General features: G+C 72.3%; 11 protein-coding genes. 5 read left to right on the top strand and 6 right to left on the bottom strand.

Going from position 1 to position 19064, the window contains the following annotated elements:
* Together ABT288_RS44520 and ABT288_RS44515 are read left to right on the top strand one after the other, a co-directional pair.
* The coding region (locus ABT288_RS44520; protein WP_351621110.1) for a lactate utilization protein at positions 1 to 766 on the top strand (766 nt) is incomplete at its 5' end.
* A 123-nt stretch (positions 767 to 889) separates the two neighbouring features.
* Positions 890 to 1468: a tautomerase family protein gene (locus ABT288_RS44515; RefSeq protein ID WP_351621107.1), complete on the top strand. Its 579-nt coding sequence runs from the start codon at positions 890 to 892 to the stop codon at positions 1466 to 1468.
* Here ABT288_RS44515 and ABT288_RS44510 read toward each other — a convergent pair.
* Positions 1455 to 2282: a maleylpyruvate isomerase family mycothiol-dependent enzyme gene (locus tag ABT288_RS44510; RefSeq protein ID WP_351621104.1), complete on the bottom strand. Its 828-nt coding sequence runs from the start codon at positions 2280 to 2282 to the stop codon at positions 1455 to 1457. The two genes, ABT288_RS44515 and ABT288_RS44510, sit on opposite strands and share 14 nt — an antisense overlap.
* Positions 2283 to 2772: 490 nt before the next feature.
* Positions 2773 to 3153: a sigma factor-like helix-turn-helix DNA-binding protein gene (locus ABT288_RS50430; RefSeq protein ID WP_502972987.1), complete on the bottom strand. Its 381-nt coding sequence runs from the start codon at positions 3151 to 3153 to the stop codon at positions 2773 to 2775.
* Between the two features lie 156 nt (positions 3154 to 3309).
* Between ABT288_RS50430 and ABT288_RS44500 the strand changes: the two genes are divergently transcribed.
* From ABT288_RS44500 to ABT288_RS44490, 3 genes are all read left to right on the top strand, one after another.
* Positions 3310 to 3720 (top strand): cupin domain-containing protein, encoded by a 411-nt coding sequence (locus ABT288_RS44500; RefSeq protein ID WP_351621101.1) that lies wholly within the window; start codon positions 3310 to 3312, stop codon positions 3718 to 3720.
* A 387-nt stretch (positions 3721 to 4107) separates the two neighbouring features.
* Positions 4108 to 4545 carry a cupin domain-containing protein gene (locus ABT288_RS44495; RefSeq protein WP_351621098.1) on the top strand — a complete coding sequence of 146 codons (438 nt, stop codon included), beginning with the start codon at positions 4108 to 4110 and terminating at the stop codon, positions 4543 to 4545.
* 314 nt (positions 4546 to 4859) lie between these two features.
* Entirely contained in the window at positions 4860 to 5594 is a 735-nt protein-coding gene (locus ABT288_RS44490; RefSeq protein WP_351621095.1) for a rhomboid family intramembrane serine protease, read from the top strand.
* A gap of 611 nt (positions 5595 to 6205) precedes the next feature.
* Here ABT288_RS44490 and ABT288_RS44480 read toward each other — a convergent pair.
* From ABT288_RS44480 to ABT288_RS44465, 4 genes are all read right to left on the bottom strand, one after another.
* Positions 6206 to 6421, bottom strand: coding sequence for a hypothetical protein (locus tag ABT288_RS44480; protein WP_351621092.1), 216 nt, complete (start codon positions 6419 to 6421; stop codon positions 6206 to 6208).
* Positions 6422 to 6725: 304 nt separating this feature from the next.
* Positions 6726 to 7865 (bottom strand): alpha/beta hydrolase, encoded by a 1140-nt coding sequence (locus ABT288_RS44475; RefSeq protein ID WP_351621089.1) that lies wholly within the window; start codon positions 7863 to 7865, stop codon positions 6726 to 6728.
* Positions 7862 to 10384, bottom strand: a complete 2523-nt coding sequence (locus ABT288_RS44470) for a thioester reductase domain-containing protein (RefSeq protein WP_351621086.1) — start codon at positions 10382 to 10384, stop codon at positions 7862 to 7864. Before ABT288_RS44470 ends, ABT288_RS44475 begins: the two co-directional genes overlap by 4 nt.
* A gap of 112 nt (positions 10385 to 10496) precedes the next feature.
* Complete coding sequence (locus ABT288_RS44465; RefSeq protein ID WP_351621083.1) at positions 10497 to 19025, bottom strand: HAD-IIIC family phosphatase; 8529 nt, start codon at positions 19023 to 19025, stop codon at positions 10497 to 10499.
* Positions 19026 to 19064 lie beyond the last annotated feature (39 nt).

Genomic DNA, 19064 nt, shown 5'->3' with positions numbered 1-19064 from the left:
TTTGTCACGCGATTTGCGGTTTTCCATACGCCCGCGGGGGTTATTGACGGCGATTTGCTGGGCCAGCAGTGCCCGCGGTGCTGTCTTGTCGAACCGGCTGAGGCGAACAAATCATCCAGCGAACAGGAAGCCCATCATGACCACCTCGATGCCGACGACAGCGTTCACCGACCCGGCGCCCGCGCAGCGCGTGGAACGAGCCGCCGCCGCGCTTGCCACACACGGCTTCACCGTGGAGATCCTCGACAAGGCCGCCGACGCGCGGGCCCGCATCAAGGACCTGATACCGGAGGGCGCCAGTGTGTTCACCGGGGCCAGCGAGACCCTCCGCCTGTCGGGCATCGCCGACGACATCAATGACAGCGGGCGCTACGACGCCGTCAAACCGCGCATTCTGGCCATGGACCGCGCCACCGAAGGAGACGAGATCCGGCGGCTGACCGCCAGCCCCGACGTCATCGTGGGCAGCGTCCACGCGGTCACCGAAACCGGCTCTCTCGTGATCGCCTCGGGCAGCGGAAGCCAGTTGCCCGGCCACGCCGGCGGTGCCGCCCGCTCGATCTGGGTGGTCGGGGCGCAAAAGGTGGTCCCCGACCTGGACACCGCGCTACGGCGCGTCGAAGACCACTGCCTCCCGCTGGAAAGCGCCCGCACCCAGGAAACCTACGGGTGGTCCAGCGCGGTCAACCGGCTGCTCATCCTCAACGCGGAATACCTCCCCGGCCGCGGCACCGTCCTGCTGCTCCGCGAAACCATCGGATTCTGACCCCAATGCCGCACTTCCAGGTACATGTCCACGAGGAAGAACTCGACGGGACGGTCGAGGGCCGGCTGGTCCGGTCGCTCACCGAGGCTCTGGTCCAGGTGTACGGCGAGCGGGGGGCGCTCCATGGCCGTCGTCGAGATCTTCGGCATCCCGAGGCACCGCTGGGGTGTCGGCGGTGCGCCAGGCGGCGTGCACGCCCCCGTCGTCTCGCTCCATGTGCGCGAAACCGCGCTGCACGTGCTGGGGATCGACGACGCCCCGGCACAGCTGACCCGGGCGATCACTGACGCGGTCGCCGGCGCCCTCGGCGAATCCATCCGGGATCACGTCGGCGTTCAGCTCGTCGGCGTGCCGCCCGGGCGCTGCGGGGTCGGCGGCGAGATCGACCCTCCGGCACCCGCTTCACCGGCAACTCCCGCCAGTCCGGGTTTCTCAGGGGAGAGCGAAGCGCCGCTGAGAAACCCGGATTCCACCGCGACCGTCGCCCGTCTTGGCTGTGACAGCGCCTTCGCCAGGGGCCCGTCAGCCTGGAACAGCTTGAGCAGTGGCTTCTGCTGGAGACGTCACAGTGGCGTGCCCGAGACGCGAAGAAGGCTCCATGCCATGGACGGAGACGGCCGCGCCGGCGGGCAGGTTGGGCCCGGCCCCCGTATTGCGGCTGACTACGGTGTCCGTCCTGTCAGCCGGGTCAGGGGGCGGTGAACAGGGTCGGGAAGCGGGGGGCCAGCCAGGGCCGGGGGCCCCAGGCGAGGACCTGCCCCTGGGCGATGGCACGCCAGGGATTCAGCCGGCCGAGCGCGATGAGCAGGAAGGCGACGGGGTCGAGCAGGATGGTGCAGTCCGCGCGGTGTCGCATCGCGCCCGGGGTAACCTGCACGGCGCCGTCGGCCAGGGCCACGCCGAATGTCTCGCCCCCGCGCAGCCGGATCCGGTAACGGGCCGCGAGCCCGGCCGTGGCTGACGGGTCCGCGACACGCGACATGACCGAGAGCATGAATGGCATGCACAGTCCCACTCGTGCCCGGTCGACCATGTGTGGGCGTTTCAGGGCGCGGGCCAGGTCGTATCCATGGCCGAGCATGTGCGTGAGCAGATACGACGCCAGAACGGACCGGCTCATCGTGCCCAGGGGTGTGGCTGGTGCGGGGCCGTGGGCCGCAGAGCGCGAGACAGCGTCCAGGAATGCCTCGGCCTGCTCCGCGATCATCGTCGCGAGTGGCTCCGCCCGGCGTTCCGCGAAGACGGCGAGGGACTGTGCGTTGGCCTCGGCCAGGCTTTGGGGCGTTCCGTCGCCGTAGGGGCGCTCACGTCCGGCGGCCAGGTCGGCCATCAGTTCGTTGGCTATGGCCAAGTGGGCGGCGGCCTCACCGACGGTCCATTTTGACCCCGGCACGGCAAGCGCCGTGTCGCTCGCGCTGCGCACCAGCGCGGCGATCTCCTCAGCAGTGCCACGAATCGCCTCCGCCAGCCCGTCGGGCAAGGGCCACGAGCCGTCTTCCCGTACCGTCGTATGCACGCTGTTTGCTCCGCTCCCCACCCTGCCCGGCACGCCCCATGTGTCTGGGGCGGTGGTACCCAACCAGACTCGCGCCGCACCCGGCAAGCCCTTGCGGCCGTGAGCCCCGTTGCCGCAGAAACGGCGCTTCCCTTTCTGCGGGCGAGGCCCGGTAACCGACGCGACTCTCCGTGAAGCAGATGCAGCACGCTTCGTTGCGCGGGGGTGGTGCCCCTGAAAAAGGGTTCACCGCCCGAGGAGTGCCGGCCGGTGGCGAGCCGAGAGCCGAGGTGCGGTTCTGTCTTGGGCACCCAGGTCGTTCCTGTCAGGTACACGGCGTACTCGACACTGGCCTGCTCCGCCTGGCGGGCCATCGCGGTTGGCGTACTCGGTGCGTGCCTGCCGGTCTTCGTCGCTGATGGGCGGGTGCACGGGGTCGGTGACCGGGGCGGGCCACAGTGACTCCACGAGGCACACCCGCGCGCGGCACCTCAGCTCCGCTCGCACGAGATCACGACCCGCGGCTCGCCGAACGAGAACTGGGCCCGCCGCTACGGGGGAAAGCGGCAGGCCCAGCAAGCCACCACGATGCCACACCAGCGGCGGAGCTGCTGTTCGTGATGCAGAGGGAGCGGTACCTCAGTTGATGCCGAGCCTGCTCAGGACTGTGGTCCAGCCGGTGACGATGGCGTTCTGCGCGGCGGCGACGAAAGCCTCGACCAGCCCGTCGGTGCTGGGCCGCCTCGACGGGTTCCCGGCGCTCGGCGGACAGGCGCTTGCGGGCCCGGCTGAGGATCTGCCGCGTAGTGGCCTGGCTCAGCCGGAGCACGCCCGCGATCTCGTCGTACGCGTAGCCGAACGCCTCCCGCAGCGCGTGGGCCGCCCGTTCCACGGGGTTCAGCCTCTGAAGGACCAGCACTCGGACGCGAGGACGCCCGCCCGCTGCGATCCTGCGGCGGCTGCATCGCCGCGTTCGCCGGCGTTGAGCTGTCACAAACCGCGAGGCCGTCTTGTCCTTCCTGTGGACAGTCCCTGTTTGGAGGAGAACATGAGCGCTGAGCACGCACACCTGCCCCCAGGCGTCGAGGTGATCGTGACCCTGCCGGAAGCGGCGGCCCGGATCCCGGCCGGCGCCGAAGCCAGGACCATCCGGGTCACCCTGCCACCCGGTGACCCCGGTGCACCGCCGCACCGGCACCCCGGGCCGCTCTTCGGCTACGTGACCCAGGGCGAGATCCTCTTCGAGCTGGAGGGGCAGCCGCCCCGGGTGCTCAAAGCCGGTGACGCCCTGTTCGAGCCTGGGGGCGACGTGATCCACTACCAGGGCGCCAACAACCTTCCGGACGCGCAGTCACAGCTGGTGGTGACCATGTTCGCGCCGCCGGGCACCCCGGTTCTGACCGTGGTCGGCGCGGAGGAACTGGCCGAACGACGACACCTACGGGTTACCCGGCCCTGATGACCACGCTCAGAAGTCGAAGTTCGCGTTCTGGAAGCTGACGTGCATCCAGGCGACGGTGGCGGCCCAGGTCGCCAGGATGCCGAGGAGGGCCGCCGCCGGCCGCCCAGACGCCGGCCCGGCGGCCGAGGAGCGCTCCCGCGAAGCCGGTGAGGGCGGCGCCACCCGTTCGGACGGACATCGCTACGGCGCTGGATGCCCGCCGATGACATGGCGCGATGCGGTCTCGATACCGCCGGCTCCCGGATTGTGGCGGCCGCCGACGGGAGGCAGGGTGGTGTCGAGACCGTTTGGGCGAGGCAGAAGGCACACGGCCTGTCACGGATACGAATGCGGTGGCCGACGCAAGATCGTCCACTCCGGGCAGGCTTACGGAGGTGTGGTTACATGTCCGCGAAGAACCCAGAACACGGGAGCGCCCCCGAGGTCTCCTTGCCGCCCGAAGTCACATTGCTGCAGGAAGTCACTCCGCCCTTCTTTCCCGAAGGCGGCTCGGGAATGACCATCCTCGTCGAGTGGCCTCCCGGTCACCCCGGGCTCCCTCCGCATCGCCACTCGGGCCCGTCGTTCGGCTACGTGATGGAGGGCGCGCTCCGGTTCGAGCTCGAGGGTGAGCCGGAGCGTGTGGTCGAGGCCGGTGGGACGTTCTGGGAGCCAGGCGGTGACGTGATCCACTACCAGGACGGCAACGCCCTGTCGGACGCACCGACCAAGTTCGTGGTGACCATGGTGTGCGCGCCGGGTCAGCCGATGCTCACGCTGGTCGACGAGGAGGAGCTGAAGGAACGGGCGCACCTGCGCGCCCCGCGTCCCTCCGCAAGCTGACCCGCGAGACCGACAAGAGTGCGGAGTCCGGAACACCGACCCAGGTGCCGGGCTTTGCAGCAACCTCCGGCCTTCACCGTCATCGATCTCACGAACCCGCACACGTTCTGCCACCCGGACCCGCTCATGGTGACGCATCGCTGCGCCAGCACCCGAGCGGCGCCGCTGAGCCGTCCGCCGCGGCGCTGCCCGGCCGGCGTAAGCAGAGGCAGTGGCAGCCCGGCACCGACGTCGCCCGCAGCGACCGCCCGACACTACGTAGAGTGTGCAGTGTTGCGGTGCGGATGCGGATCCGCCAGGGGAGGGAGCGTGCCATGGGTGCGTCATACACAGACCAGGCCGACGCCTTGCCTGTCAGCGCGGAGCAGGTCATCGCGGAGGCGCGGAAGGCGTTCTTCGTGATGTTCGGGGGCCTCGCGCTCATCTGGGTTCTGCAGCTCGTCAACTACGCCGACCACTACGCCCTTTCCAGGGACTACGGAATCAGGTCCGGCGACGTCGGCACGCTGCCCGACATCCTCGTCGCGCCTTTGCTGCACTGGAACTGGGCACACATCGAGAGCAACTCCGGGCCACTGTTCGTCTTCGGTTTCCTCGCCGCCTACCGAGGGGTGGCCCGCTTTCTCGGTCTGAGCCTGCTGGTCGGCGTGACCAGCGGGCTCGCGGTGTGGTTCCTCGAACGAGGCGATGTGGATACGGTCGGCGCCAGCGGCCTGATCTTCGGATACTTCGGCTATGTCGTGGTGCGTGGGCTGTTCGACCGGCACCTGATCGACACGCTGATCGGTGTGGTCATGGCGGCCTCCTTCGCCTACCTGCTCACCGTGGCCGTCCCCGGAACGCCGGGAGTGAGCTGGCTGGGACACCTGGGAGGCCTCATCGGCGGCCTGGCCGGGGCCTGGATCTTCCGGGACCGGCGCTCGCGGGCCGACACAGGCGCGGGCTCTCGCCAGGGACCGGGGCCGGCCACGCGCGGCAACGTTCAAGTGCGCTCCGACCACCCGCGCGCCGACCTCCACAAGGAACTCGGCGACCTCGGTCTGCTCTAGGCGGCTCCGCACCAGCAGCCGGAGCCCTGCCGGCGGGAGAGGGAAAACACACGTGATCCTGGCCAATACCTGATCGGGTCGACTGCGTCGCCGGGGCGCGCGAGAACGGCGATGACCTGTCCGAAGCCGATGGGGGAACGATGCCGGCCGCCGACGAACTGACGGCAGCAGAGCATCAACTGGCATCTGCGGCGGCCTGCGGACAGGCCGCAGACCGTCCTGGTACCCATCATCGACCTCGGACAGCGGAAGGCATGGCTGCTCACCGGTGGCGCCCTGTACTGCTCGTGGCTGCTCTCCGGCGCCGGCTGGGTTCTGACCACAGCCGTGCCGGCAGGACTGAGCGGGGTACTCAAGCGGAACTGACAAAGCTGCCCGCTCACAACGGTGAGCAGCCGGTGGCCGATCAGACAGCAGGCCAGGTTGAGAAGCACCTCGCCGATGTCGGCCCGCCGTTGCCAGCAGATTCGCCCGGCACCGGAAGCCGTGGAGCCACGCGAAGGTGAGCTCGACCACCCATCCGTGTGTGCCAAGGCCGGTGCCTTTTCGGGCATGCAGCCCGCGGTCACCGGACAACTGCCCGGTGACCGCCAGCTGATGTCGAGAGCGGGTCAGTTGGTGAAGGTGTCGAGCATCGAGGACAGCGCCGTCTTCTCCTTGTCGGTGGTGGTCAACTTCCAGACCGGCTTGATGTGGGTGTAGTCCTCGGCGCAGGTGCACCAGAAGACGTGGTTGGTGGGCTTCCGCCGAAGCCCGCACGGCTCCCCGTACGCCCAGCCTTCCAACCTCTGATCACGTCCGCCGAACGCCCCGCTGAACTCCCGCATCGTCTGCCGCTCGGATGATCAGAGATCCACGGACGCCCCGGCGTGAGCAAGGCACCTGTCCGTACGGTCCGGGTGGGAGGTGCATCAGGTGGCCAAGCAGAACCGGACCTACGTGCCGGTCGGCGGGCGGGATGTGTTCGCGGAACTGTCAGCGCGGCGATGCTGGTTGTCTATGGGATCCGAGCGGTGGTCTGGCGTGCGGAGCGGCCTCACGTGTACCCGTTCGGCAGTAGGCGTGACGGGAGGGGATGTGGCGAACCTGTGGGTCTGGGGCGAGTTCGGTAGTCGGCCGACCGGCCGTCCATCACCCCCGTCCGCCGAGGAATTCGAGGATGTGCCCGAAGACGTCGAGGGCGGCGCCCCGGCCCAGGAACGTGTCCAGGTGGCCGTAACCGGGGATCTCGGTGTAGGACACGTCCAACTGGGGCTGGCGACGGGCGAGTACGTCGTGGCAGAGTCGCTGGGAGTCCAGCCACAACCCGTTCTCGCTGCCCGCGAGCAGCAGCACGGAGGTGTCGATACGGCCGGCCGCGTCCAGTGCGTTGGGCGGCAGGGCACGGTAGCGGTGATCGGTCTCGTGCCAGCTGACCACGCTGCGGGCCAGCTCGATGCGGCGCAGGTGGGGCAGGATCCAGAGCGGGGCGGGGCCGAGGAGGTCGGCGAGGCGGGCGTGGGTGGCCTCGGAGAGGTTCTCGTGGAGGAAGAGCGAGGCGCCCGTGCCCCAGGCGGAGTTGTGCAGGATCTGGCAGGTCGGGTCCGGGCAGCTCGCCTTCCGTGACGCGAGTGCGAACAGCGGGGTGTACTTCGACCACAGGCCCACCTTGCGGAAGTCGACCGGAATGTGGTCGATCCGCGTCTTCAGCAGCTCCCCCGCCAGCGACATCCGCAGCGATGTGCGGCCGGCGAGCTTGGGCGTAAGGAACACGCCCTGCGACACCACGCCGGCCAGGCCCGGCACCAGTCCCGCCGCCATGCTCAGGGACAGCGTGAGCGAGCCGATGCAGTGGGCGACCACGAACAGCGGGCGGTCGCCCGTGCGCTCACGGACATAACTGACGGCCGCGGGGATGTCGTACAGGGCCACGTCGTCGTATGTGTACCTCTGGCCGGTCTCGTTGTACGGCAGCCGGCAGCTGCCCCGCCAGTCGAGCAGCCAGGGCTCGTAGCCTTCGTCGAGGAGGACGTCGACCAGGTTGCGGGTCTCCGGAAGCAGGAACATGTCGGCGGACGCGGTGTGTCCGTGCAGGAGCAGCACGGCGGGGCGGTCCGTGGCGCCGGTGTGGATGCGGGTCAGGCCGAGGCGGACGCCGTCGTCCGCCCGGAAGGGGATCTCCTCGACGCGGGCCGGGTCGAGGCGGTGATGGAGCGGGCGCAGGGCCGCGGTGGTCCTGACCCGCCGCAGTGCCGGCCCGGCGACGCGGGAGGTGGTCGTCCTGAAGATCATCGGTCATGCTCCGTGAGGGTCGGGGTGCGGCGCAGGTCGAGCAGGTCCGCGGCGGCGCGGGTGAAGGGGCCGAGCAGACCGCGGCCCATCTCCAGGCCGAACCAGGCGAGCCAGGTCAGTTTGGCGGCCCGCTTCTCCTGGCTGGTCAGACGCGGGTCGACCTTGATGCCGTCGATCTGGTCGCGGACGTAGGAGTCGGCGGGCACGACGACCTCGCCCGCCAGGCTCGCCGCCTCGTCCTCGCGGCCGATCCGCACGGTCAGCGCGCGGGTCTGCCGCCACAGGTCGCGGCGGGCCCGGGCGTACTTGTGGCCCTCCAGCCACCAGTGGCCGCCGTCGGCGTCGCGCAACCGCAGCCGATAGCGAAGGAGTTGGTGCCGCAGGCCGTGCTGCTGCGGGATCCCCTCCTCGGGGCGGATCCATACGTCGCCGTGCTCGACGGTCAGTGGCTCGGGATGTACGGCGGCGCAGACGACCTCGCCGGTCACGTCCACCCGGCGCTCCTTCACCAGCTGGTACATGCTCGCGATGGAAAGGGTGAGCGCCATCGAGCAGGGGCTGTCGGAGGGGGCGCCGACCGGTCCCACACTGCCCTGTGTCGTCTCCGAGAACCACAGGTAGGGCTGGTCGTCCCTGTGGGGCAGCCGGGCGAGGCCGTCCTCGGCGAGCCGCTCGAAGGTCCTCATCTGTGCCGGTGCGTCGTAGCGGGCCGCGGGCGGCAGCCCGAGAGCCTCGACCAGCGCGGCGGTGCGTGCGCCTCCGGCCGCCGGGCCCTTCAGGGTCGCCTCGCACAGCTTGAGGGCGGTGGGGCTCTGCAACACCCTGGCCAGGAAGGCGAGTTCGGGGACCGGTTCGGCCTCCAGGCGGGCCAGGGCGTCGGTGCGCCACTCGTCCCAGTCCTGGACGCGCACGTGCATGCCTCCGAGCGCCATGTCACGGACGACGTCGTCGAGGGTGTTGGGCACGCCGGTGAGGTTGTAGTCGTAGCCCCAGGCGTCGGGCTCGCAGATCGCGGCGACGGCGACCCGGCTCACCCAGTCCACCGGGGCGGCGTTCAGGCAGCGGAAGGCAGGTACGGTGCGGAAGCGGCCGAAGGCCGAGATCAGGCCGCTGCTGAGGTCCTGCGGGTTGTAGGCGCCGGTCTTCGTGTGGCCGCCGATGCCGCCGGGGCGCAGCGCGGTGACGACCAGGCCGTGGTCGCGGGCACGGCGCAGGGCGACCTCGGCGGCCCACTTCGACTGGTCGTAGCCCGAGACGAGCCGGTCGACGTGCGCGAGTGGATCGTCCTCGCCCATGGAGGTGATGCCGACTTCGTTGAAGACGGCGATCGAGGAGATGTGGTGCAGCGGCTTGGGCCGCCCGGTGGCCGCGAGTTCGGCGAGGGTGAGCGCGCCGAGGACGTTGCTCGCCCGCAGCGACTGATAGCCGCGCAGGAAGTCCACGGCCGCGGCCACCCCCACGACGCTGTCCAGTTCGTGGGCGAGCGTGTGCCACAGTTCGTCGGACAGGCCAAGCCGCGGCCGCCGGATGTCGCCGGGCAGCAGGGTCACCCGGCGCCGCACCTCCGACGACCAGGGCAGCCGGTAATTCTTCAGCGCCTCGCCGAGCCGGGCGACGGCCGCCTCCTCGTCGGCCGCGCGAACAAGGCAATAGACATGCGCGTCGCTGTGCCGGAGCAGGTCGAGCAGCATGTGACTGCCGAGAAAGCCGGTGGCGCCGGTCAGCAGGATCCGGCGGGGCGGCAGCGGCTCGGGCACGTCGGCGAACGGCAGGCGGTCGGCGAGGGCCAGATCGGCGAGGATCTGGTCGAGGTCCTCGCGGCGGGCCCTGGCATACCGGTCGTCGCTGCTGCCGGCACGGGGGCGGAGCGCCGGTGGGGTACGCGGAGTCGGGATCGGGAGGGTAGGCGGGGCGGGGGCCGGAAGAGCGCCCGCAGCGGAGAGCGGCAGCGTGCCAGGGGCCGGAACCGCAGCATCACACGCGCCGGTAGCCGGCAGCGTGCCGGAGGCCGGAACCGCAACAGCATCCGCGCCGGAGGCCGGCCGCACACCGGCGGCCGGGACCGGCAGAGTGCCCTGGACGGTGGGCGCCGGGGTGCCCGCGTGCACGGCCGGCGGGGCGGCCTCGCTCGACGCTCCGGCCCCGCTCGCCTGCAGCCAGCGCCGGGCGAGACTGATCGGACGGGCGTCGGCGAACACCTCATCCAGATCGAACTCGATGCCCAGCTCGCCCTCCAGCTCCGCGACGAGTTCCACGGCGTGCACGGACGTGCCCCCCGCGTCGAAGAAGTCGGCGTCGGGCGACAGGTGTCCCGCGGGCAGGTGGCGGCCCGCCGCGGCGGCGATGGCGGCGGCCACGCCGTCCACGTCCCGGGGCGGGGCGGCGGCGGCACCGGAGTCCGTACCGGTGGCGGCCTGCATCACCCTGGCCAGCAGGTCGTCCACGCTGAGCCCGCCGCCACCGCGCTCGATCGCCTCGGCGGTCGCCCGCTGCCCGGAGTCCTCGGTCACGTCACGCATGAGAGCCCTTCCACGATGTGCGCGTCCTTTCCCTTGCCTTCCGACAAGGTCCTTGCTTTCCGACAAGGTCCTTGCTCCTGACGAAGTCCTCACCAGCTGGTGCGGGACGTCCTCACTGCTGCGCCCAGGACCGGAACGCCCTCAGGTGGTCCGGTGTGACCACGGCTTCCAGGCGCTCGTCGTCCTGGTCACCGCCGCCGAGCGCGGCCACCAGTCGCCGCGCCGGTACGTTGCGCTCCGTGCGCTCCGCCGTCAGCCGGACCTTCGTGCAGCCCAGTTCCTCGGCCCGGTCGGCCAGCCACTGCAACAGGCGTTCCTCGACCCCTCGGCCGAGCGCCCGGCAGCTCATCAGCCAGCCCATGACCTCGAGTTGGTCGCGGTCCGCGCACAGGGCGAGAAGGGCGATCTGCCCGTAGTCACCGAACCGGTCCCGGGCCGCCGCCGTCCACACCTCGCCCCGCTCCCGCCACCGGGCGACGTCGCCGCCGTCGGCCGACCGGCAGTGGAGCGTGAACTGGTTGGTGCGGCGGACGAGTTGCTCGGCCCGCTGCACGTCGGCCTCGGACAGCGCCCGGATGTCGACCTCCAGCTGCAGCTGCGCGAGGAACTCCTCGAACCCGGCGGCTGCGCGGACGGTCTCCCGCTCCCGTTCCTGCGCGTAGAACCGGGCCCGCAGCACGTCCTCGGCGGTCACCGCCGCGGGGACCAGCGGCCACAACCGGCCCAGGAACTCCTCAAGTTCGTCCGCGGACGGACAGGTCACCGACAGCACCTGCGGCAGCACGGAGCGCACCTTGGCGATCTCGGCGGGGTTGTCGTCCAGGAACAGGAAGCTGTCCAGGCCGAGGCCGAGCGTGCGTGCGGCCTCGGCCAGGCGGCCCGGCTTCGGTCCCCAGGCGGCCGACAGCACGCTGAAGTGTTCCGCCTTCAGCAGGCTGTCCGGGCGGTCCAGCACGGCGCGGACCGTGGCCTCGTCGTTGTTGCTGACGAGCGCCAGCAGCGCGCCCGCCTCGCGCCACTGCAGCAGCCTTCGCGCGAGCAGGGCGCGCGGACCGGTCAGGTCGACGGCCTCGGGGCCGATCTCGCCGGCGACCCCGCCCCACAGGGTCTCGTCGCCGTCCACCGCGATCACCTTGGGCGTGGGGCGCAGCACCGCCCGTACGACGTCGGCGAGGCGCAGCGCAACGGCCGCCTGGAAGGGCGGCGTGAAGGGCAGGTGGGCCAGCCGCTCGGTCCGCTCGTCGAAGCGTTCCCCGCCAGGGTGGTGCCGGGTCCAGTCGTCGGGGCCGAGCACCGCGATGCCGGGCAGGCCGGCCAGGTCGGCGGCGACCTCGCGCTCCCACTGCGTCAGTCGGTCCTCCTGACGGGCGGCGGGCAGGAAGCCGACGACCAGCGGCTTGCGGGTGCGTTCCGACAGGGCCTTCAGTGCGGCCGGGTAGGCGGTGCGCAGCTCGGCGAGCAGCGCGTCGTCGACCGCGCCGAAGCGCTCCAGGTCCACCGCCCGCAGCAGCACCGCACCCACCGCGGTCGCGGGGTCGGCGAAGACGCCCGAGGGGTCCTGGAGACTCGCGAGCACGTGGTGGTACGGCGCCTCGGTGATCGCCGGTCCGCCGTCCGTGGCCCCGTTCTCGACGGCTGCCTGGCACATCAGCGGGAGGTTGCCCAGGGCGAAGGTGGCGGCGAGGGCCAGGGACCGGCGAGGTGCGGGCGCCGTACCCGCGGGAGCCCGGGTGCCGGCGCGCGCCGGTGCCGCAGGGTTCTCAGCCGCCTCCCCCAGCAACCGCAGGAACTCCTCCCCCAACTCGGCGGTGGTCGCGGCGTCCAGGATGTCCAGGTTGTGGTCGAGCCGGATGCTTGCCGCGTCCGGGGTCATGGTGATCATCAGGTCGAGATCGGAGTAGCCGGTGCCGACCGGCAGCACCTCCAGCCGGGTGAGCCGGCGCGAGGACCGTACGTAGTTGAAGTAGACCTCGACGAGCGGCGCGTGCTCCCGGTGCAGGCCCTGCCGGGCCAGGGTGGCCAGCACGTCGGAGAACATGGCGCCCTTGGCCAGGAGGCGCTGCAGGCGCGCATCGGTGCGGCGCAGCACCTCGGCGACCTGTTCGCCCGCGCGGGCCTCGGCCGGGAACGGCACCGGCACGCCGAAGAAGCCCACCGCGTCGTACGCGTCGGCGTGGATGCGTGTGTCCACGGGCACCGCGAGCACGAACCGCTCCCGTTCCCGCTTCCTGGCCAGCAGCACCGTCAGGGTGCCCAGGCAGAAGGCGGCGGGAGTGACGGCCAGCCTGCTCGCGGCCGCCGCGACCCGTTCCATCAGCCCGTCGGGAATCGTCACGGTCACGCTGCCGGCCCGGTACGACCGGGTCGCCGGGCGCGGCCGGGCCAGCTCCAGGTCGAGCCGTTCGCTGCCGTGGAAGTGCCCGCGCCACTCGGCGCCCGCCCCCTCACCGCCCTGCTGGGCCTCGATGAGCAGGGCGATGTCGCGGTTGGTGACGGCGTCGTCGAGCGGGGTGCCGGACAGTTCCGCGTCGACCTCCCCGGCCACGAGCAGCAGCGACTGCAGGTCGCTGACCGCGTGGTGGGCGCCGAACACCAGAATCTGGCCGTGTGCACCGCCGTCCACCAGCTCGAACCGCCACAGCGGTGTGGTCGCCAGGTCGAACGGCGGCTCCAGCAGGGCACGCAGGCGCTCGGCGCCGTCGAGTGGGCCTTCGCCGACCGTCCAGCGCAGCACCGGCTGCGCCGGCTCCCGGTCCACGCGCAGCTGCCGGACGCCTTCCTCCCCGGTGACGATGGCGGTGCGCAGGGCCGCGTGTCGCGCGACGAGCCGGGTGAGGATGCCGGTGAGCGTCTCCGAGGTGGTCGGCGCGATCAGCCGTACGGCGAGGCCGATGCCGTGGGCCGCGTCCGGCATGCCCGGCTGGGCGCTGCGCAGCAGTCGTACGACGTCGCGCGTCGCGGGCCGCAGTTCGGTTTCCGGGACCTCTCCCGCGAGGTCGCCGTGGCCGCCGGTGTCCTGCTGCGGCACGGCCCCTCGCTCCGGAAGGCCCTGGGCCAGGGCCTGGGCGAGGCCGCGGATGTCGGACGCCGCGAACACGTCCGCGGCCGGGAGCTCCACGCCCAGTTCGCGGACGAAGGCGTTGCGCAACCGCACCAGCATCAGGGAGTCCAGGCCCAGTTCCTTCAGGCCCGTGGTCGCCGACACGTCGACCACTCCCCCGGAGACCTCGCCGACCCGGGCCCGGACGTACGCCTCCAGCCAGGTGGCGCGCTCCTCGTCCGTCGTCGCCGCGCACACCTTCTTGACGAGGTCGTCCGAGGCGGCCGTGCCCGTCGGGGCGGTGACCAGGTCGCCCAGGATCGGGCGGGTGCGCACGGCGTCGGGGACGAGCGTCAGCATCTCCCGGTCCAGGGCCATCGGCGCGAGCTGGCGGCGGGCGCTCGCCAGTACCCGCTCGAACAACTCGCCTCCCTCCTGCGGAGAGAAGGCGACCAGGCCCGAGCGGCTGGTCTCGGCGGCCCTGGTGCCGGACCCGGCGACCATGCCGACACCGGCCCAGGCACCCCAGTCCAGGCTCAGCGCCCGACGGTCGGTGCGGGAGAGGTGGTGTGCCCAGGCGTCGAGGAAGGCGTTCGCCGCCGAGTACGGGCTCTGCCCGGCCGACCCGAGGAGTCCTGCCGCGGAGGCGAACAGGACCAGGTTCTGGGCCTCCGGGACCAGCTCGGTGAGGAGAGCGGTGCCCAGGACCTTCGGGGCGAGGACGCGCAGGACGCGTTCGTCGGTCAGGTTCGCCACCGTGGCGTCGTCGAGCACACCGGCGGTGTGCACGACCGTGGCGATCGGGCCACAGGCGTGCCGTACGGCGTCCAGGGCGGCCGTGAGACTTGCCCGGTCGGCGACGTCGGCGCGGGCCAGGTGCACGGTGACGCCCCGCTCTTCCAGACCCGTGATCCAGTTGCCGGCCTCCGCGTCGGGCCTGCCCCGGCTCATGAGAGCCAGCCGGCGGGCCCCGCGGCGGACCAGCCGCTCGGCGACGACGCGACCGAGACCGCCCAGACCGCCGGTGATCAGGTGCACACCATCCACGGAGGTCTCGCCGTGACCGCCGTCGTCCGGGCGGGTGCGGGCCAGCCGCGGCACCAGACGGCCGGTCCCGCGCAGGGCGACGAGCCGTTCGTCGTCGGCGTGCCTGAGCTGGGCCCACAGGGCATCGACACCGTCGGTGGGCGGCAGGTCGATCAGCGTGGTCGACAGCTCCGGGTACTCCTGCGCCACCGCGAGCCCGAAGCCCCAGGCGAGCGCCTGCTGCGGGTTGGTCACCCAGGTGCTGTCGCCGGCTGCCTGGCTGCCGCGTACGACCACGAACAGGCGCGGCGCCCGCCCCTGCGGACGGGACGCGAGGGCGCGCACCAGGTGCAGGGTGCTCAGGCAGCACAGCCGCGCCGCCTGCTCGGCCGATCCGGCGTCGCCGATCGGCGGGGCGTCGAGCGCGGTCAGCTGGACCACCTGCTCGGGCTGTCCGCCCGCGAAGGCCTCCTCCAGCAGCCGGGAAAGGTGGTCGGGGTCGGCCGGATCGAGGACGTAGCGTCCCCGTCCCTCGACGGCGAAGGCGTTGCCCCTGCGGGCGACGACGTGCGGCACCGAGGAGCCGAGCCGCTCGCCGAGGGCATCCGCCACTCCCGTGTCGTCGGCCAGGATCAGCCAGCTGCCCTTCACCGGCGGTTCCTGCGCCACCGGGCGCTGATGCCAGCGGGTCTCGAAGAGGGAGCCCTCCAGCGGTGAGAGCGCGACCAGCCGGAACTCCTCGATCTCCAGGAGGAGTTGCTCGTCCTCGTCCCAGATCCTGAGGTCCAGGGTGGCGGTGTCGCCGGACATGGAGCGCACTTCGCAGCCGGCCCAGGCAGGCGCGGTGCGCAGGCCGGTGAACCGCAACCGTCCCGCCCCGGCGGGCACGAACGCCCGGCCCTCGGGCGCGTCCCCGGGCAGGGCCGCGGTGTGGAACGCGGCGTCGAGCACGGCAGGGTGCAGCAGGTGACCCGCGGCGGGCCTGGCGGCCAGTCGCGCCAGGGCCGCCGAGTGCCCGCGGCGGCCGTGCTCCAGGCCTCGGAAGGCGGGGCCGTAGTCGATGCCGAGGGTGGTCAGCCCGGCGTACACCGACGGCAGGTCCACGTCCTGCGTGCACCGCTCACGCGCGGCGGCGAGCCGTACGGCGTCGTGCCGCTCGTCGGCCGGGGGCTGCTCGCCGGTCACCGCGACGCGTCCGCTGACGTGCCGCTCCCACCGCGGGCGCCGCTCACCGGCGGCCGCGGAGGCGACGGTGAAGGACCGGAAGCCGTCCTGGGCGGGCCGCAGTACCAGCTGCACCCGTACGGGCCGTTCGGGATCCATCCGCAACGGCTGCACGAACACGATCTCGCTCAGCTGAACTTGGCGACCGTCCTGCACCGCAGTGGCGGCCTCCAGCACCATGTCGAGGAAGGCGGCACCGGGCAGCCAGACCTCACCGTTGACCCGGTGGTCGCTCAGATAGGCGAAGCGGCTGTCGCGCAGGTCGATGTCGCTCTGGAAGAGGTGCCGGTCGGGCTCGTCGCTGGACTGGACGTGCGTGCCGAGGAGCGGTGAGGAGCCCGTGGCGATGGCCGGGGCGGGTGTGAGCCAGTGGCGTTCGCGGGCGAAGGCGTACGTCGGCAGATCGACGCGACGGCCTTGGGGGAACAGCGCCGGCCAGTCGGGCGTGTGGCCCGCGACGTACAACTCGCCCACCCTGCGCAGCAGGACGTCGGGGCCGTCCTGCTGACGGTGCAGCGAGCCGACGCCGGCCACGTCGATGCCGGCTTCGGCGGCCACCGCCTCGATGGACGACAGCAGCGACGGGTGCGGGCTGAGCTCGACGAAGTAGCGGTAGCCGTCGTCCAGCATCCGTCGGACGGTGTCGGCGAAACGGACGGGCTGCCTGAGGTTGGCGTACCAGTAGTCGGCGTCCAGCCGGTCGCCGGAGACGGGTTCGGCCAGCACCGTCGAGTACAGCGGGGTCGACGCCCGTGCGCCCCGGATGCCGGAGAAGCGGTCGAGCAGCTCCTGGCGCAGGGGTTCCATCAGCGGGGTGTGCGAGGCGAACGGCGTCGACAGCCGTCGTACGGCGATCCCCCGCTCCTCGAGCCCGCGGCGCAGCTCGGCCAGCGCGTCGGCGGCGCCGGAGACGGCCGTGGAGCCCGCGCTGTTGACCGCGGCGACGAACAGCCGGTCCGCGTAAGGGGCGAGGAGTTCCTCGACCTGCGCCCGCGGCAGTTCCACCGCGGCCATACCGCCCTGACCGACCTGCGGGACGACGGCCTGGGCCCGCCCGGCCACCACGGATACGGCGTCGTCCAGGCCGAGGGCGCCCGCGCTGTAGGCGGCGGCGATCTCGCCCAGGCTGTGCCCGACCACGGCGTCCGGGGTGACGCCGAGGTCCCGCCACGCGGCCGCCAGCGCCGCGTTGACCGCGAACAGCACCGGTTGCAGGCACTCGGTCCGGTGCAGCGGGGAGAACTCCTCGGGCGCTCGCAGCGCGTTGAGCACCGACCAGCCGACGTGCCGCTGCACCGCTTCGTCGATCCGGGTCAGCTCCTCGCGGAAGGCCTGCGATCCGGACAGCAACTCCAGGCCCATGCCCGGCCATTGACCACCGTGCCCGGCGAAGACGAAGGCCACCTTGCCCGTCTCCGCCTCGCGCGGCGTGGCCGGTCGCACCCGTCCGCTGCCCACGGCGTCGAGCGCGGCGCGCAGTTCGTCCCGGTCGCCCGCCGTGACCGCCACCCGCCAGGCCAAGTGACTCCGGTGCCGGGCCAGGGTGTAGACGACGTCCGGCAGCGCGGTGTCACCGGTGAGGTGCCGGGCCAGCCGTGTGGCCTGCCCCCGCAGCGCGGCCTCGCTCCGCCCGGACAGCACGAACAGTCGCCTTCCCGGCGGGAGTTCGCCTGCGGGCTCGGGCGCCGGCGCGGACGGCGGGGGCTCCTCGACGATCACATGGGCGTTGGTCCCGCTGATTCCGAAGGCGCTGACCCCGGCCCGCCGGACCCGCTCCCCCGCCGCCGGCCAGGGCACGGCCTCCTGCAGCAGGTGCAGGCCGCTGCCGTCCCACTCGACGTGCCGACTCGGTGTGCCGGCGTGCAGGGTGGCCGGCAGCATCCGGTGGCGCAGCGACTGCACCACCTTGATCAGCCCGGCGATGCCCGAGGCGGCCTGCGTGTGCCCGAGGTTGGACTTCAACGAGCCCAGGTACAGCGGGCGGTGCCGGGGACGGGTGTCACCGAAGACCTGCGCCAAGGCGTTCGCCTCGATCGGGTCGCCCAGCGTCGTGCCCGTGCCGTGCGCCTCCACGTAGTCGATGTCGGCGGGTTCGAGGCCGGACAGCTCCAGGGCCCGCCGGATCACCTGTTCCTGCGCCGGGCCGTTGGGCGCGGACAGGCCCTGGCTGCGGCCGTCCTGGTTGACGGCCGTGCCGCGCAGCACCGCCAGCACCTCGTCGCCGTCCCGCCGCGCGTCGCTCAGCCGCTTCAGTACGAGCATGCCGACACCCTCGGCCCAGATGGCGCCGTCGGCGTCGTCGGAGAAGGAGCGGCAGCGGCCGGTCGGGGACAGGCCCCGCAGCCGGCTGAACTCCACGAAGGTCTGCGGGGTCACCATGAGCGTCACACCGCCGGCCAGCGCGAGGTCGCACTCGCCCGACCGCAGCGCCTGCGCCGCGAGGTGCACCGCGACCAGCGATGACGAGCAGGCCGTGTCCACCGTCAGCGCCGGGCCGTGCAGCCCGAGCGCGTACGCCAGCCGGCCCGAGGCCACGCTGAGCGCCGACCCGGTGCCGACGTATCCGTCCAGCTGGTCGAGTCGGGAGCCCGAAAGGTAGTCGCTGCCGAACATGCCGACGTACACGCCGGTGGTGCTGCCCGCCAGTTCGGCGGGCACGATCCCGGCGCGCTCCAGCGCCTCCCACGCGGTCTCCAGGAGCAGTCGCTGCTGGGGGTCCATGGCGGCGGCCTCCTTCGGGGTGATGCCGAAGAAGCCCGCGTCGAAGGACTCGATGTCGTCCAGGAAGCCGCCTTCGCGGGCGTAGGACTTGCCCGGGGCCTCCGGGTCGGGGTCGTACAGCGACTCGACGTCCCAGCGCCCGGCCGGGAAGGGGCCGATCGCGTCACGGCCCTCGGCGACCAGCTGCCACAGCTCCTCGGGGTCGCCCACGCCGCCCGGCAGGCGGCAGGCCATGGCCACCAGGGCGACCGGCTCGTCGTGCGCCGCGGCGCGGGTGTGAGGCGCGGCGGACGCGGGACGGCCGGCGGTGGGGCCGCTCGTCGCGATCACGGTGGCCAGCAGGTGCTCGGTGAGGCGGGCCGGGGTGGGGTGGTCGAACAGCAGGGTGGCCGGGAGCCGGGAGCCGAGGCGGGCACCGATGCGGTTACGGAGCTCCACCGCCGTCACCGAGTCCATGCCGAGGTCGCGCAGCGGCAGGTCGGGGCGGACGGACTCCGCCGAGCGCAGACCGAGGGCGCGGGAGGCCTCCTCGCGGACCAGGGCCAGGAGACGGTCGGCGCGGTCGGCCTCCGGCAGCCGGGCCAGCCGTCCCGCCAGGCCGTCGGCGCCGTCCTGCCCGGCGCGGGGCACGGGCAGCAGCGAGCGCCACAGCGCGGCCGCGTCGCCGCC

This window comes from Streptomyces sp. NPDC001093, assembly GCF_040298985.1.
Classification (GTDB): Bacteria; Actinomycetota; Actinomycetes; order Streptomycetales; family Streptomycetaceae; genus Streptomyces.
Note: the sequence above shows the minus strand (reverse complement) of the source record. Positions and strands in the feature narration are given on the sequence as shown.